This is a genomic window from Nocardioides turkmenicus, assembly GCF_011045035.1.
Lineage (GTDB): Bacteria > Actinomycetota > Actinomycetes > Propionibacteriales > Nocardioidaceae > Nocardioides > Nocardioides turkmenicus.
On the sequence record NZ_JAALAA010000018.1, the window covers coordinates 18,926 to 31,869 of the forward strand.

Here is a 12,944-nt window from a genome sequence, read left to right on the forward strand (position 1 = left end):
CGGCCGCGAGGGCAACGCGGGAGGGCAAAGGCGCCCTTAGACAACGATCGTCTCCCTGCATCCAGCAGGGATCGGAACGGCCCGAAGATCGTCTTCGTCCTCCCGCGCTCTGTACTTTTTGCGATTGCTTCGCAATTCGCGCAGCGCCTCCGCTTGACCCTCGTCTTCCTTCGCTTCGTTCGTCGCTGGCGCTCCTCACTACGCTGCGTCCAGACGAGGGACGCTCCGGCGCTGGGTCGTGGCGCGACGTTTCTGTCTGCCCGCCCGACATCCCTGATCACTGGGGATCTTGGGTTCGGGCGGGGGGCGGATATCCTGTGACTTCCACCCCATTCCTTGACAAGGCCGGCGTACGTGACGAACGAGCAGCTTCCACCCTGGACCGAGATCGGCCGGGCGGTGATGGTGATCCCGACCTACAACGAGGCGGACAACCTCGCCTGGATCGTGGGGAGGTTGCGCAAGGCGCAGCCGCGTGTCGACGTGCTGGTCGTCGATGACGGCTCGCCCGACGGCACCGGCACGATCGCCAACGAGCTCGCCGACAACGACGAGCAGATCCACGTGCTCCACCGCACCGAGAAGGCCGGGCTCGGGGCTGCGTACCTGCACGGCTTCGGGTGGGCGCTCGAGCAGGGCTACGACGTCGTGGGGGAGATGGACGCCGACGGCTCCCACCAGCCCGAGGAGCTCCACAAGCTCCTGGAGGCACTCACCTCCGCCGATCTGGTGATCGGCGCCCGCTGGGTCCGCGGCGGCTCCGTGGTCAACTGGCCGCTGTCTCGGCGGCTGCTGTCGGTGGGCGGCAACTTCTACGTCCGGCTGCTGCTCGGCATCGGCGTCCACGACGCCACCGCGGGCTACCGCCTCTTCCGGCGCACGACCCTCGAGAAGCTGCAGCTCAACAGCGTCGAGTCGACCGGCTACGTCTTCCAGACCGAGATGGTGACGCGTACGCTGCGGGCCGGCCTCACCGTCAAGGAGGTCCCGATCCAGTTCATCGAGCGGGTCCGGGGCGAGTCGAAGATGAGCCCTGCGGTCGCTGCCGAATCGATGCGCCGGGTGACCCGCTGGGGCCTGGCCGAGCGTCGCGACCAGCTGCTCCGCGTGCTGCGCCGACTCGGGCTCGACCGACTCGTGGGAGGCCGCCGATGACCACGACACGCCGCCGCAGGTTCTCCTGGGTGCTGGTGCTGCTCTTCCTGGTGATGCCGCTGGCCGAGCTGTTCGTGCTCATCCAGGTCGGCCAGGTCATCGGGGTGTGGTGGACGATCCTGCTGCTGGTCGCCGACTCGATCTTCGGTGCCTGGCTGATGCGCCGCGAGGGCTCCCGCGCCTGGAACGCGCTGACGACAGCGCTCTCCTCGGGCAAGCTGCCGTCCAACGAGATCGCCGACGGTGCGCTCATCCTGCTCGGCGGCGCGTTGATGCTCAGCCCCGGGTTCGTGACCGACATCTTCGGCATCGTGCTGATCCTGCCGTTCACCCGGCCGTTCTTCCGGCGCATCCTGGCCAAGCTCGTGCAGAAGCGCCTCGTCACGGCCGCGATGCCCTCGACCTTCGGCCCGGGCGACAGGCCCCGCAACGACGACATCGTCACCGGCGAGGTCATCGACAAGGACAACATCGCCTGAGATACGCCGACGGCGGCCTTCCGAGCTGGAAGGCCGCCGTCGGCGTATCTGGCTGTGTCAGAAGTCAGGCGTTGGCCTTCTTCTTGCCCGGTCCCTTGCGGTGCAGGTGAGCCGGACCGATCTCGCCACCGCGGAGCAGGTCGAGGCGCTCCTTGAGGATGTCCTCGAGCTCCTTCTCCGAGCGCCGCTCCAGGAGCATGTCCCAGTGCGTACGGGCCGGCTTCTCGGCCTTCTCCTCCGGCTTGGCGCCGGAGAGGTTGAGAGCCTCCATGCCGCAGCGCGGGCACTCCCAGATCGCCGGAACCTCGGCCTCGTCCGACATCGTGATCTCGAAGTCGTGGCCCTGCGGGCACCGGTAGGCCACCTGCTGGCGGCCCGCGAACTCGATGCCGCGTTCGTCCTCAAAACTTTGTCCGCCCAGTCGGGCGCCGCGCAACGTGCGCTCGGCCATGAAGCACCTCCTGAGTCGATCGTCCCCCGTTGAATGAGCTGAAGAGCGAAGCGGTCTGCGGACTCATGACGCAGGCCGGTCAGGCCTCTTCACACCAACAACGGTACAGAGGAGGTGATGATTCCGTGAATTGTCGCGATCCTCGCCGTGTTGTTCGACACAGGGCCCGTCTGACCTGCGGATCCCCCTGAGAAAGTCCTGAGCAGACTGTGTCCCGAAACCGCCAGCCGCCTGGGGCGCTCTCACACCCGTTCAGGCGCCCGGTTGCCCGCCTGCTCGATGCCCTTCGCCGTGTTCACCAGCGCGAGCAGCGCACCTCCGAGCACGAAGAAGGCGATCAGCGCCAGGATCGCGGGCCGGTAGGAGTCGGTGAGCTGGTAGACGAGCCCGAAGACCAGCGTGCCGAGCCAGGAGGTGCCTCGGTCCATGGCGTGGTAGAGGCTGAAGTACTCCGCCTCCTTGCCGGCGGGGATGAACAGCGAGAAGTACGACCGCGCGAGCGCCTGGGTGCCGCCCATGACCAGACCGATCCCGACCGCGACCACGAGCAGAGGCGCGAGGGACCCCTCCGGCACGAAGTAGGCCACCACCACGATGAGCATCCAGCCGCCCAGGCCACCGAGGATCACCCGCTTGGCACCGAAGCTCTTCGCCAGCCGGCCGAAGAAGACCGCTCCGCCGACGGCGACGAACTGCACCAGCAGATAGATGCCGAGCATCGTGCCGGTCTCGAAGCCCAGCTCCTCGACGCCATAGGTCGACGCCGAGCTGATCACCGTCTGGATGCCGTCGTTGAAGAAGAGGTACGCCAGCAGGAAGGTCAGCGCGACCGGGTACTGCGGCAGCTCCTTCAGCGTCGCGAACAGCTGCCCGAACGAGCGCGCCACCACCCCGCCGGAGACGTCTTCGACGTCGGCAGGCTCGTGCCGGCGGATCCGGCGCCACGGGATGATGATGAATCCCGCCCACCACAGCCCGGCCGACAGCATCGAGATCCGCACAGCCAGCGCGGTGCCGAGCCCGAGCGGGTCGGCGAAGGTGACCAGGAGGAAGTTGACGGCGAGCAGCAGCCCGCCGCCCGCGTACCCGTATGCCCAGCCGATCGAGGAGACCCGGTCGCGCTCGTTCTCCGTCGAGATCAGCGGGAGGATCGAGTCGCTCACCACGACCGCCGCACCCGCGCACAGGTTGGCGATGATGAACATGATGGACCCGAACCACCAGTTGTCGCCGGTCATGAAGAAGAGCAGTGCCGCGCACAGCGCGCCGGCCCAGGCGAACCCGGCCATCAGGTCTGGCTTGCGCGACGTGCGGTCGGCGATCGCACCCACCAGCGGGTAGATGACGGCCGAGAGGAGGGTCGAGAAGGTGATGACGTACGACGGCAGGGCGCCGGGGGCGATCGAGAGCCCCAGCACGTCGATCCGGTTGTCGACCGCGGCGGCCTTCGCGATCTCGATCAGATAGGGCGCGAACAGCACCCCGGCGACCGTCGTCTGGAAGGCGGAGACGGCCCAGTCTGTGAAGAACCAGCCCTTCTGCTCCCGCGCCCGCTCCAGCGGCCTGAAGTCGCCGATCCCGGCTGATGTGGTCACTTCTCGGGCTCCTCATTGCTCTCTTTGTCAGACTCAGCGACGGGCTCATCCCGAGACGGCTCAGCCTCCCACAGGCCGCGCTCCTCCAGGAACGCTTTCAGGACGTCGGTACGGTCTGTCATCAGCCCGTCGACGTCGCGCCTGATCAACCGCTCCATCTCGGCCGGATCGTCGACGGTCCAGACGTGGACCTCCTTGCCGGCCTTGTGGGCGCGGCGTACGAACCCGCGTGAGGCCACCCGGATCGACAGCGGGCCACGGAGACGGTGGTGGTGGGGGATCTGGAAGGCGTCGAAGCCGGACCCGACGAGCCGCTTCGCGATCCCGGTGGTCGGGGCGAGCAGGTAGGCGAGCACCTCCCGCGGATGGGCGGAGGTGCGCACGCGTCCCTCGGTGAGACGCCGGAACGCCTTCAGCCGGCGGACCGAGAACGAGCCGACGATGACCTTGTCCTCGTGGCCGGTCGCGGCGAGGAGCTCGGCTACGGCGGTCACCGCGCCGTCCGACTTGAGGTCGATGTTGAAGGTGACGTCGGGGAAGGCGGCGAAGAGCTCGGCCAGGGTCGGCACGCCGTGCAGGCCACCGATGCGGGCGGCCTGCACCTCGGCGTACGTCATCTCGGCGATCAGGCCGCTGACGTCGGTCACCCGGTCGAGCGCCTCGTCGTGGAAGGCGAGCAGGACACCGTCACGGGTGACGTGCACGTCGGTCTCGAGATGGGTGTAGCCGAGCTCCACCGCATGCCGGAACGCCTCCATGGTGTTCTCCATCCCGACCAGGTCGGGATGGAGCGCTCCACCACGGTGCGCATAGGCGCGTACGCGTCGTTGCTGCTCCCTCACGGGGAGCATCTAACCACCCGTGAGGGCCGGCTCACATGAGCATCGGGGCTCATGTCAACTCACAGCGTAGATCTCGACACGCCCGTCCCGTCTGCTTGCTTCGCAGCGCAGAGGCGGGGCTGCTCGATCTCTTCGCCGACGGTGCTCGCGGCTTCGCACGCGAGCACCTGGCTCAGATGTCGCGGAAGGCGGTGATGTTGGCGCCGAGCTGGTTGAGCCGCTCGGCCAGGTCCTCGTAGCCGCGGGCGATGACGTAGGTCGAGCGAAGCACCGAGGTGCCCTTCGAGGCGAGCATCGCGAGCAGCACGACGACCGCGGGACGCAGCGCCGGCGGGCAGACGATCTCGGTGCCGGAGAAGTGCGTCGGGCCCTCGATCATCACCCGGTGAGGGTCCATGAGCGTGACGTTGCCGCCGAGCTTGTTGAGCTCGGTCAGGTAGATCGCGCGGTTCTCGTAGACCCAGTCGTGCAGCAGCGTCTGACCCTGCGCGACCGCGGCGATCGCGGCGAAGAACGGCAGGTTGTCGATGTTGAGACCGGGGAAGGGGAGCGGGTGGATCTTGTCCAGCGGCGCGTGCAGGACCGAGTGCTTGGTGTCGATGTCGACCAGCCGGGTCTTGCCGTTGAGCGCGAGATACTCCTCGGAGAGGCTGTAGTTGAAGCCCATCTCCTCCAGGGTCGCCAGCTCGATCTCCATGAACTCGATCGGCACGCGCTTGATGGTGATCTCGGAGTCGGTCACGATCGCAGCGGTCAGCAGCGACATCGCCTCGATCGGGTCCTCGCTCGGCGCGTAGTCGACGTCGACGTCGATGACCTCGCGGCCGGTGACGCGCAGCGTGGTGGTGCCGATGCCCTCGACCTCCACGCCCAGCTTCTGCAGGTAGAAGCAGAGGTCCTGGACCATGTAGTTGGACGAGGCGTTGCGGATGACGGTGGTGCCGGGGTGCAGCGCGGCGGCCATCAGCGCGTTCTCGGTGACGGTGTCGCCACGCTCGGTCAGCACGATCGGGCGACCCGGCTGGATCTCCCGGTTGACGCTCGCGTGGTAGGCGCCGTCGGTCGCCTTGACCTCGAGGCCGAAGGGCCGCAGGGCGGACATGTGCGGCTCGACGGTGCGGGTGCCGAGGTTGCAGCCGCCGGCGTAGGGCAGCTCGAAGGTGTCCAGGCGGTGCAGCAGCGGGCCGAGGAACATGATCACCGAACGGGTGCGGCGGGCGGCGGCCTCGTCCACGGCGTCCAGGCGCAGCTCCTTCGGCGGGACGATCTCGAGGTCGTTGTCGTCGTTGAGCCAGCGGGTCTGCACGCCGATCGAGTTGAGCACCTCGATGATGCGGTTGACCTCTTCGATGCGGGCGACCTTGCGCAGCGTCGTACGGCCACGGTTGAGGAGCGAGCCGACCAGGAGCGCCACACCGGCGTTCTTGGAGGTCTTGACGGTGATCTCACCCGACAGCGTCGTCGGACCGGTGACGCGCAGGTGCGTCGGGCCGGCCCCGATGTCCACCAGGGAGGAGTCGAGCGCGGCACCGACCCGGGCGATCATCTCCAGGGACAGGTTCTGTTGCCCCTGCTCGATGCGGTTGATCGCACTCTGGCTGGTGTTGAGAAGGTCAGCGAGCTGTGCCTGAGTGAGGCCCTTGTGCTTGCGCGCATCGCGAATCAGGTTCCCGATACGACCCTTGTATCCGTCGGTCATGGTGCACCACCGTAACTCATATATGAGATAAGCCTGGATTCCCCGCGAAGTGTCGGCGTTTCGTTTCAGGGTTGTTGCCTGGCTCCTGGAATGGCCACCGTGTGCAACATCTCGTACGCCGGGTGACAGGATGCCACCATGCATGCGACGACGATCCACGGGGTGCGCGACATCCGCTATACCCAGGTACCCGATCCGGCCGTGAAGCAGCCCACCGACGCCATCGTCAAGGTCGTCGGCTCGTGCATCTGCGGCTCCGATCTGTGGAACTACCGCGGTGCCAACGGCGAGATCGAGGAGCCCCGCACCATCGGCCACGAATGCATCGGCATCGTCGAGGAGGTCGGCGCCGACGTACGCGACTTCAAGCCGGGCGACTTCGTGATCGTCCCGTTCGACCACTGCGACAACACCTGTCCGCACTGCCTCGCCGGCGTCCAGTCGGTCTGCGAGAACCTCGGCTTCACGGTCAGCGGTCAGAGCGAGTACGCCCTCGTCAACCAGGCCGACGGCTCCCTGGTCAAGCTCGACGAGACGCCCGACCCGTCGATGTACCCCGACCTGCTCGCGCTCACCGACGTGATGGCCACCGGCTGGCACGCCGCGGTCATGTCCGGTCTCGGCTCCGGCGCCCGGGGCGGCACCGCGGTCGTGGTCGGCGACGGCGCGGTGGGCCTGTGCGGCGTCCTCGCCGCCGCTCAGCTCGGCGCCGAGCGGGTCGTCGCGATGTCGCGCCACGAGTCGCGTCAGGAGATCGCCAAGAAGTTCGGCGCCACCGACATCGTCGCTGCCCGCGGCAAGGAGGGCGAGGCGGCCGTACGCGAGCTCACCGGCGGCATCGGGGCCGACTACGTCCTCGAGTGCGTGGGCACCGACCAGTCCTTCAAGACCGCCTCCAAGGTGGCCCGCCCCGGTGCGACCGTCGGCTTCGTCGGCGTCCCGCACGACGTCAACCTCCCGGTCAACGCCCTCTTCCGCACCAACGTCGGCCTCAAGGGCGGGATGGCGCCCGTACGCCGCTACCTCCCCGACCTCCTGCGCCTCACGCTCGACGGCACGATCAACCCCGGTCTGGTCTTCGACAAGGCGCTGCCCTTCTCCGAGGCGGCCGAGGGCTACCGCCTCATGGACGAGCGGCTCGCCATCAAGGTCCAGCTCACCTACTGAACGGATCCCGGGCGGGGGATCGGCCGGGCCGCCGGTCTGCGACACTCGGTCGATGCCCCGCACCGACACCATGCGCCTGCGCCCGTTGTCACCGGGCGACGAACACGTCTACGCCGACTGGGCCCGTGACGAGGAGTTCCGGATCGCCAACGGCTGGCCGGAACGCGACCGCGACGGCCACCTCCGGCACTGGCGTCGCCTGATCGAGGCTCCGCCGCCCGAGCTCATCCGGCTCGCGGTGGAGCTCGACGAGGAGGTCGTCGGCTACGCCGATCTCCACGGCCTCGCCCCCGACACCCGCGAGCTCGGCATCGCCATCGGCCCCAGCTCGCGCTGGGGCCAGGGCCTCGGCCAGCGCGCCATCAAGACCGCGCTCACCTACGGCTTCTCCGTCCTCGACCTGACCCGGATCTGGGCCGAGACCCACGAGACCAACGACCGCGCCAAGAAGCTCTTCGACGCCACCGGCTTCATCGAGACCGGTCGCCACGGCACCGACACCTACCGCGGCGAGGACGTCAGCCTCGTCCAGTACGCCGTCGAGCGCCCCTACTAGGCCGTGTCTCCCAAATCCACGCCCGCTACGCGACGTTTCGCATCCGATCTGGCTGCGTTGCCGCCACTCGACAGCCTCCAGGATGCCTTCGCGGCGGACGCCTTGCCAGATCGGCCCGAAACGCCGCTCGCGGCCGCCGTGTCTTTGGGAGACACGGCCTAGTCGTCAGTCGGCGATCCGCACGGCCTTCTCGCCCGGGTAACCCTCGGGCAGGAGCATGGTGCCGTCCTGGTGACGGTAGAGGACCTGCCAGTGCCAGTAGAGGTCGTACGCCGCGGGGGACCGCCTCATCTGCTCGGCGTAGGCGCTGACCGCCGCCACGTAGCGGTCGGAGTGGTTGTAGGCCCACAGGGCGCCGGCCATGTCGCGCGGGGCACCGTTGTTGGCGAGCATGCGCCCGGCGGCCATGATCGCGTCGCCGGGGTCGTTGATATCACCGCCGGCGCCGTACTGGGCGAAGGTCGGGGGCAGGAACTGCATCGGCCCCTGGGCACCGGCGGTGCTCGTGCCGCGGATGCGGCCCATGCGGGTCTCGACCAGGTGGACCGCGGCGAGGTACTCCCACGGCGTCCCGGTCTCCTGCTGAGCCCTGCGGTAGATCGGCCTGAGCTCGTCCGGGGTCGGCGGCGTCAGGATCCGCCAGTCGGGGAGCTTCGGCTGCGGGTCGGTCATCGCGGTGAGCTCGCGCGCTGCCGCGATGTCCGACTCGAGCTGGGCCCGATCGCCGCGTCCGAGCGCGCCCAGTACGGTGTCGGCCTTGGCCCTCGAGCCTCGGGCGAGGTTGCGTGCGGTCGTCTGCTCGAACAGCGCGGCCTCACGCACCTCCTCGGATCCGGGCTTCCCGGAGGCGACCGTCGCCAACGCCTGGGTCAGGCGCTCGGCCAGCGGCACCGAGGGGTCCTCGAGCGAGGTCGCTGCCGGCGAGGGGAGCGGCGACGCCGTCGCCGCCGGGGACGATGCCGACGGGCCGCGGACGGGGTCGGACAACGGCTCGCCTCCGCAGCCGGCGACGAGGGCCGACAGGGCGGTGATGGCGGTCAGGGCGGAAAGCCGAGTGCGCACGCACCCGACGCTACCCGACGCTCGACTACGCGCCGGCCCGAGCGATGATGTCCGCGAGCTCGGCCGGCTTGGACAGCTGCGGCCAGTGGCCGGTGGGCAGGTCGACGTAGGTGACGTCCTTGTGCTTCGGGATGGCGGCGACCGACTCGTTGCCGTCGGCGACCCACTCCTGCAGGTCGGCGGCGCGGTATTCGGGGCAGACGAACACCGCCGGGACGGAGTAGCGACGCTCGTCGCTCGGCTCGAAGGGCTCGGTGGTCAGGCTGGCGGGGGAGGGCCGCAGCAGTGCCTCGAAGGTGGCGCGGTCGAGGTCGCGTACGTCTGCCTCCTCGAACTCCTCCCACGGCACCGGCGGCAGGTCGGCGCCGTCGGTCGGGAAGTTCCGTGCCGGGATCATGCCCGGTTCCGCGGGCCAGCCGCCGACGTAGACCACGGTCGAGACCTTGTCGACGCGAGCGTCGAGCGCGACACCCGCCACCGCGCAGCCCATCGAGTGCCCGACGAGGATCACGGGACCCTCCGCCTCGTCGATGGCGGCCACCACGGCCGCGACCTGGTCGGCGACGTGCACACCGGACCGGTCGGTCTCGGCCGACTCGAGGCCGGGAAGGGTGATCGGCCGCGCGGTGTGGCCGGCGTCGGTCAGATGGGGGACCACGAGATCCCACGAGGATGCGTCCAGCCAGAGGCCGGGAACCAGAACGATGTCCATGAGACGATCCTCCGCCCGATTGCGGACGATCTGCTTCCGTGACTCAGGGACTGTTCCCGAATCCCCCGAATTTCGAACAAAAGAACGATGGCCACCGCATCGCGGTGGCCATCGTTCTGGACGCCCGAGACAGCTGACGTCAGGTCGTTCAGCGAGCGCCGGCGACCTCCAGTAGCTCCGCAACCTCGTGGGCGCGGCAGTCGCAGTCGGCGTCACACGGCAAGAACCGGTGACGTGCGTGACCGCAGTCGCGGCACGGCATGTCGTGAGAAAGCGTGAAGCTCTGCACCTCAACGGTGTCCCACATAACTAATTCATCCCCCAGAGAATGTTGGTCGGCCTTATATCGGTGAAACTGCATCGGTGAAGCTGCCTGATATGTAACACGATAATCCGCGACTTCGGAAGGGCTGCGACAACACGCCGAGACATTGTTTTCCCTGGTCAGTCGACCGATATGATTATTCGGTCGACCGATAGATAAACTCATAAGGAGCTGCTGTTGATGCCGTGTGGACGTCCGCTTTACAGCCCGTACGACGGCCCTCTCGGCGTGTTGCCGGATTGAAAGCAGAACGCAGACCGGCACCCGACCACCGACAAGGTGGTGTCGTCCCGGAGACAGTTCCGGAGCGCAGAACGGCCAGAGGCGAAGGTCCCGGTCCTCGCGTCAGACCAGGCCAGGCCCCGCCGCGCCGCCGGTCCGAGGGAATCTCGGACGACTGTTGAGGGTTCTACTACCCGTGAAGAACATCGGATTCTTGTCTTTCGGCCACTGGACTCCGTCGCCCTACTCGCAGACGAGGTCGGCACGAGACGCGCTTCTGCAGGGCATCGAGCTCGCGGTCACCGCCGAGGACCTCGGCGTCGACGGCGCGTACTTCCGGGTCCACCACTTCGCCCGTCAGTACGCCTCGCCGTTCCCGCTGCTCTCCGCGATCGGCGCCCGCACGTCGAGGATCGAGATCGGCACCGGCGTCATCGACATGCGCTACGAGAACCCCCTCTACATGGCGGAGGACTCCGCGGCGGCCGACCTGATCTCCGGCGAGCGCCTGCAGCTCGGGATCAGCCGCGGCTCACCCGAGCAGGTCATCGAGGGGTGGCGCTACTTCGGCTACGAGCCCGGCGAGAACGCCACCGAGGCGGACATGGCCCGCGCGCACACCGAGACCTACCTCAAGATCATCGAGGGTGTGCAGTTCGCCGAGCCCAACCCACGGCCGATGTTCCCCAACCCTCCCGGCAAGCTGCGGGTCGAGCCGTACTCCGAGACGCTGCGCGACCGGATCTGGTGGGGCTCGAGCTCGCTGGCGACCGCCCGCTGGGCCGCCGGTCTCGGGATGAACCTGCAGAGCTCTACGCTGAAGAACGACGAGAACGGCAAGCCGTTCCACATCCAGCAGCGCGAGCAGATCGAGGCCTACCGTGAGGCGTGGAAGGAGGCCGGTCATGAGCGCGAGCCGCGGGTCTCGGTCTCCCGCTCGATCTTCGCCCTTGTGAACGACGACGACCGCCGCTACTTCGGCCTCGACCGGCAGACCAAGGACCAGATCGGCAACATCGACGACCAGACCCGTGCGATCTTCGGACGTTCGTACGCCGCCGAGCCCGACGTCCTCATCGAGGAGCTCGCCGAGGACGAGGCGATCCAGGCCGCCGACACGCTGCTGCTCACCGTCCCGAACCAGCTCGGCGTCGACTACAACGCCCACGTCCTGGAGAGCATCCTGACCCACGTCGCACCGGGGCTCGGCTGGCGATAGGGGCTGGCGGTAGTAACCTGCGGATCGCGCAACTTCCGGGTCACAAAAGGGCGCATAATCGTTGTCAACCGCCCCACGTGCCCGCGCAATTGGCTACCGTGCACGGCGACCGTTACTCAAGGGGGACCCTGTTGGCCACGTACGCAGAGCTGCTTGACGTCTATCTTCGCGAACCCGGCCCGGAGTCATTGAGAGCCTTGCGCGAAGCGATCCTCGAGGCTCCCAACTTCCGGCCCGATCTCGAGATCACCGAGCTGGTCGCCCCGATGATGTCGGTCGGCGACTACGCCGGCGCGGTTGCTGCGGTCCACGCACTCATGCCCGGTGCGATCTTCAGCCCCTCGGCACACGCCGCCCTGGCGGACGCCCAGCGCGGCCTCGGCAACCTCGAGCAGGCTCAGCGCGAGTCGATCCTGGCGCAGGCGGCTCTCGACAGCATCATCAGCACCGGTGAGGGCACCGAGGCCGAACCGTGGTCGGTGCTGCGGACCAGCGACGCCTATGACGTCGTGCTGGCCTCCGGCAAGACGCCGCGCTCGCAGGTCGCGGTCGGCAAGCTCGACCGGATCGTGTGCACCGACTCGACGGTCTGGTTCTTCGACACCAGCACCGAGTTCGCCAGGAGCTGACCCAACACCGTGCCCCGCTCCGTTCTGATCACCGGGGCGGCCGCCGGCATCGGCCGAGCGACCGCCCTGCGCTTCGCCCGCGAAGGATGGCTCGTCGGCGCCTACGACATCGACCTCGACGGCTTGGCGTCCCTGGCCGCCGAGATCGAGCCGCTGGCAGGGGAGGCGGTGACCGGCACCCTCGACGTGCGTGACGCCATCTCCTGGCAGGCGGCCCTGGACGGCTTCGCCGCCGAGACCGGGGGCAGTCTCGACGTACTGGTCAACAACGCGGGCATCATCCAGATCGGCGCGTTCGCCGACCTCCCGCTCGACCGGCAGCAGGCGGTCATCGACGTCAACGTCAAGGGGCTCGTCAACGGCTGCCACCTCGCGCGGCCGTTCCTGAAGCGGGGCTCCCACGTCGTCAACCTGGCCTCTGCCTCGGCGATCTACGGCCAGCCCGGGATGGCGATCTATTCCGCCACGAAGTTCGCCGTACGCGGCCTCTCCGAGGCCCTCGACCTGGAATGGGCCGGCGACGGGATCACGGTGACGGCCCTGTGGCCGCTCTTCACCGACACCTCGATGGTGTGGGGCCACGACTTTCCGTCGCTGCGACGGCTCAAAGTCTCTCTCACCCCGGACGACGTCGCCGCGTCCGTCTATGCGGCCGCGACCAGCGGGCACGGCCTCCTCGGCGGCGTCCACCGCGGCGTCGGCACCAAGGCGCGCGTGCTGCTCGGCCTGTCCGGGGTCACCCCGAGCTGGGCCAGCCGAATGCTCAACCGACGGATCTCGACCTGAAGCGACCTGTCCTGATTGTTCACCGGGTTGTTGCCGATAGGGACG

13 protein-coding genes are annotated in these 12,944 nt (G+C 68.2%); 7 read left to right on the forward strand and 6 right to left on the reverse strand.

The genetic code is table 11. From position 1 onward, the window contains the following. The first annotated feature begins 402 nt into the window (after positions 1-402). Both G5C66_RS19385 and G5C66_RS19390 read left to right on the forward strand, forming a co-directional pair. Positions 403-1,155 (forward strand): polyprenol monophosphomannose synthase, encoded by a 753-nt coding sequence (locus G5C66_RS19385; protein ID WP_165112660.1) that lies wholly within the window; start codon positions 403-405, stop codon positions 1,153-1,155. Then, positions 1,152-1,634 (forward strand): FxsA family protein, encoded by a 483-nt coding sequence (locus G5C66_RS19390; RefSeq protein ID WP_165112576.1) that lies wholly within the window; start codon positions 1,152-1,154, stop codon positions 1,632-1,634. Before G5C66_RS19385 ends, G5C66_RS19390 begins: the two co-directional genes overlap by 4 nt. A 64-nt stretch (positions 1,635-1,698) precedes the next feature. Here G5C66_RS19390 and G5C66_RS19395 read toward each other — a convergent pair whose 3' ends face one another. From G5C66_RS19395 to G5C66_RS19410, 4 genes are all read right to left on the reverse strand, one after another. Further along, positions 1,699-2,085 carry an RNA polymerase-binding protein RbpA gene (locus G5C66_RS19395; protein ID WP_008359714.1) on the reverse strand — a complete coding sequence of 129 codons (387 nt, stop codon included), beginning with the start codon at positions 2,083-2,085 and terminating at the stop codon, positions 1,699-1,701. 242 nt (positions 2,086-2,327) lie between these two features. Beyond that, positions 2,328-3,680, reverse strand: coding sequence for an MFS transporter (locus G5C66_RS19400; protein ID WP_165112577.1), 1,353 nt, complete (start codon positions 3,678-3,680; stop codon positions 2,328-2,330). Next, entirely contained in the window at positions 3,677-4,522 is an 846-nt protein-coding gene (locus G5C66_RS19405) for a glycerophosphodiester phosphodiesterase family protein (protein WP_338144239.1), read from the reverse strand. Before G5C66_RS19405 ends, G5C66_RS19400 begins: the two co-directional genes overlap by 4 nt. Before the next feature lie 172 nt (positions 4,523-4,694). Then, on the reverse strand, positions 4,695-6,221 hold the full coding sequence (locus G5C66_RS19410; RefSeq protein ID WP_165112579.1) for a UDP-N-acetylglucosamine 1-carboxyvinyltransferase: 1,527 nt from the start codon (positions 6,219-6,221) through the stop codon (positions 4,695-4,697). Positions 6,222-6,359: 138 nt separating this feature from the next. On the opposite strand from G5C66_RS19410, the gene G5C66_RS19415 reads away from it, so the two are divergent. Together G5C66_RS19415 and G5C66_RS19420 are read left to right on the forward strand one after the other, a co-directional pair. Further along, positions 6,360-7,388, forward strand: a complete 1,029-nt coding sequence (locus G5C66_RS19415) for a zinc-dependent alcohol dehydrogenase family protein (protein ID WP_165112580.1) — start codon at positions 6,360-6,362, stop codon at positions 7,386-7,388. 52 nt (positions 7,389-7,440) lie between these two features. Then, positions 7,441-7,944 carry a GNAT family N-acetyltransferase gene (locus G5C66_RS19420; RefSeq protein WP_165112581.1) on the forward strand — a complete coding sequence of 168 codons (504 nt, stop codon included), beginning with the start codon at positions 7,441-7,443 and terminating at the stop codon, positions 7,942-7,944. Positions 7,945-8,109: 165 nt separating this feature from the next. On the opposite strand, the gene G5C66_RS26930 is transcribed toward G5C66_RS19420, so the two are convergent. Both G5C66_RS26930 and G5C66_RS19430 read right to left on the reverse strand, forming a co-directional pair. Next, on the reverse strand, positions 8,110-9,006 hold the full coding sequence (locus G5C66_RS26930) for a transglycosylase SLT domain-containing protein (RefSeq protein WP_165112582.1): 897 nt from the start codon (positions 9,004-9,006) through the stop codon (positions 8,110-8,112). 25 nt (positions 9,007-9,031) lie between these two features. Further along, positions 9,032-9,718 carry an alpha/beta fold hydrolase gene (locus tag G5C66_RS19430; RefSeq protein WP_165112583.1) on the reverse strand — a complete coding sequence of 229 codons (687 nt, stop codon included), beginning with the start codon at positions 9,716-9,718 and terminating at the stop codon, positions 9,032-9,034. Positions 9,719-10,461: 743 nt separating this feature from the next. On the opposite strand from G5C66_RS19430, the gene G5C66_RS19435 reads away from it, so the two are divergent. From G5C66_RS19435 to G5C66_RS19445, 3 genes are all read left to right on the forward strand, one after another. Further along, positions 10,462-11,484 carry an LLM class flavin-dependent oxidoreductase gene (locus G5C66_RS19435; RefSeq protein WP_165112584.1) on the forward strand — a complete coding sequence of 341 codons (1,023 nt, stop codon included), beginning with the start codon at positions 10,462-10,464 and terminating at the stop codon, positions 11,482-11,484. A 197-nt stretch (positions 11,485-11,681) separates the two neighbouring features. Beyond that, entirely contained in the window at positions 11,682-12,113 is a 432-nt protein-coding gene (locus tag G5C66_RS19440; protein ID WP_165112585.1) for a DUF4919 domain-containing protein, read from the forward strand. Between the two features lie 9 nt (positions 12,114-12,122). Continuing rightward, positions 12,123-12,899 (forward strand): SDR family oxidoreductase, encoded by a 777-nt coding sequence (locus tag G5C66_RS19445; RefSeq protein WP_165112586.1) that lies wholly within the window; start codon positions 12,123-12,125, stop codon positions 12,897-12,899. The last annotated feature ends 45 nt before the right edge of the window (positions 12,900-12,944 follow it).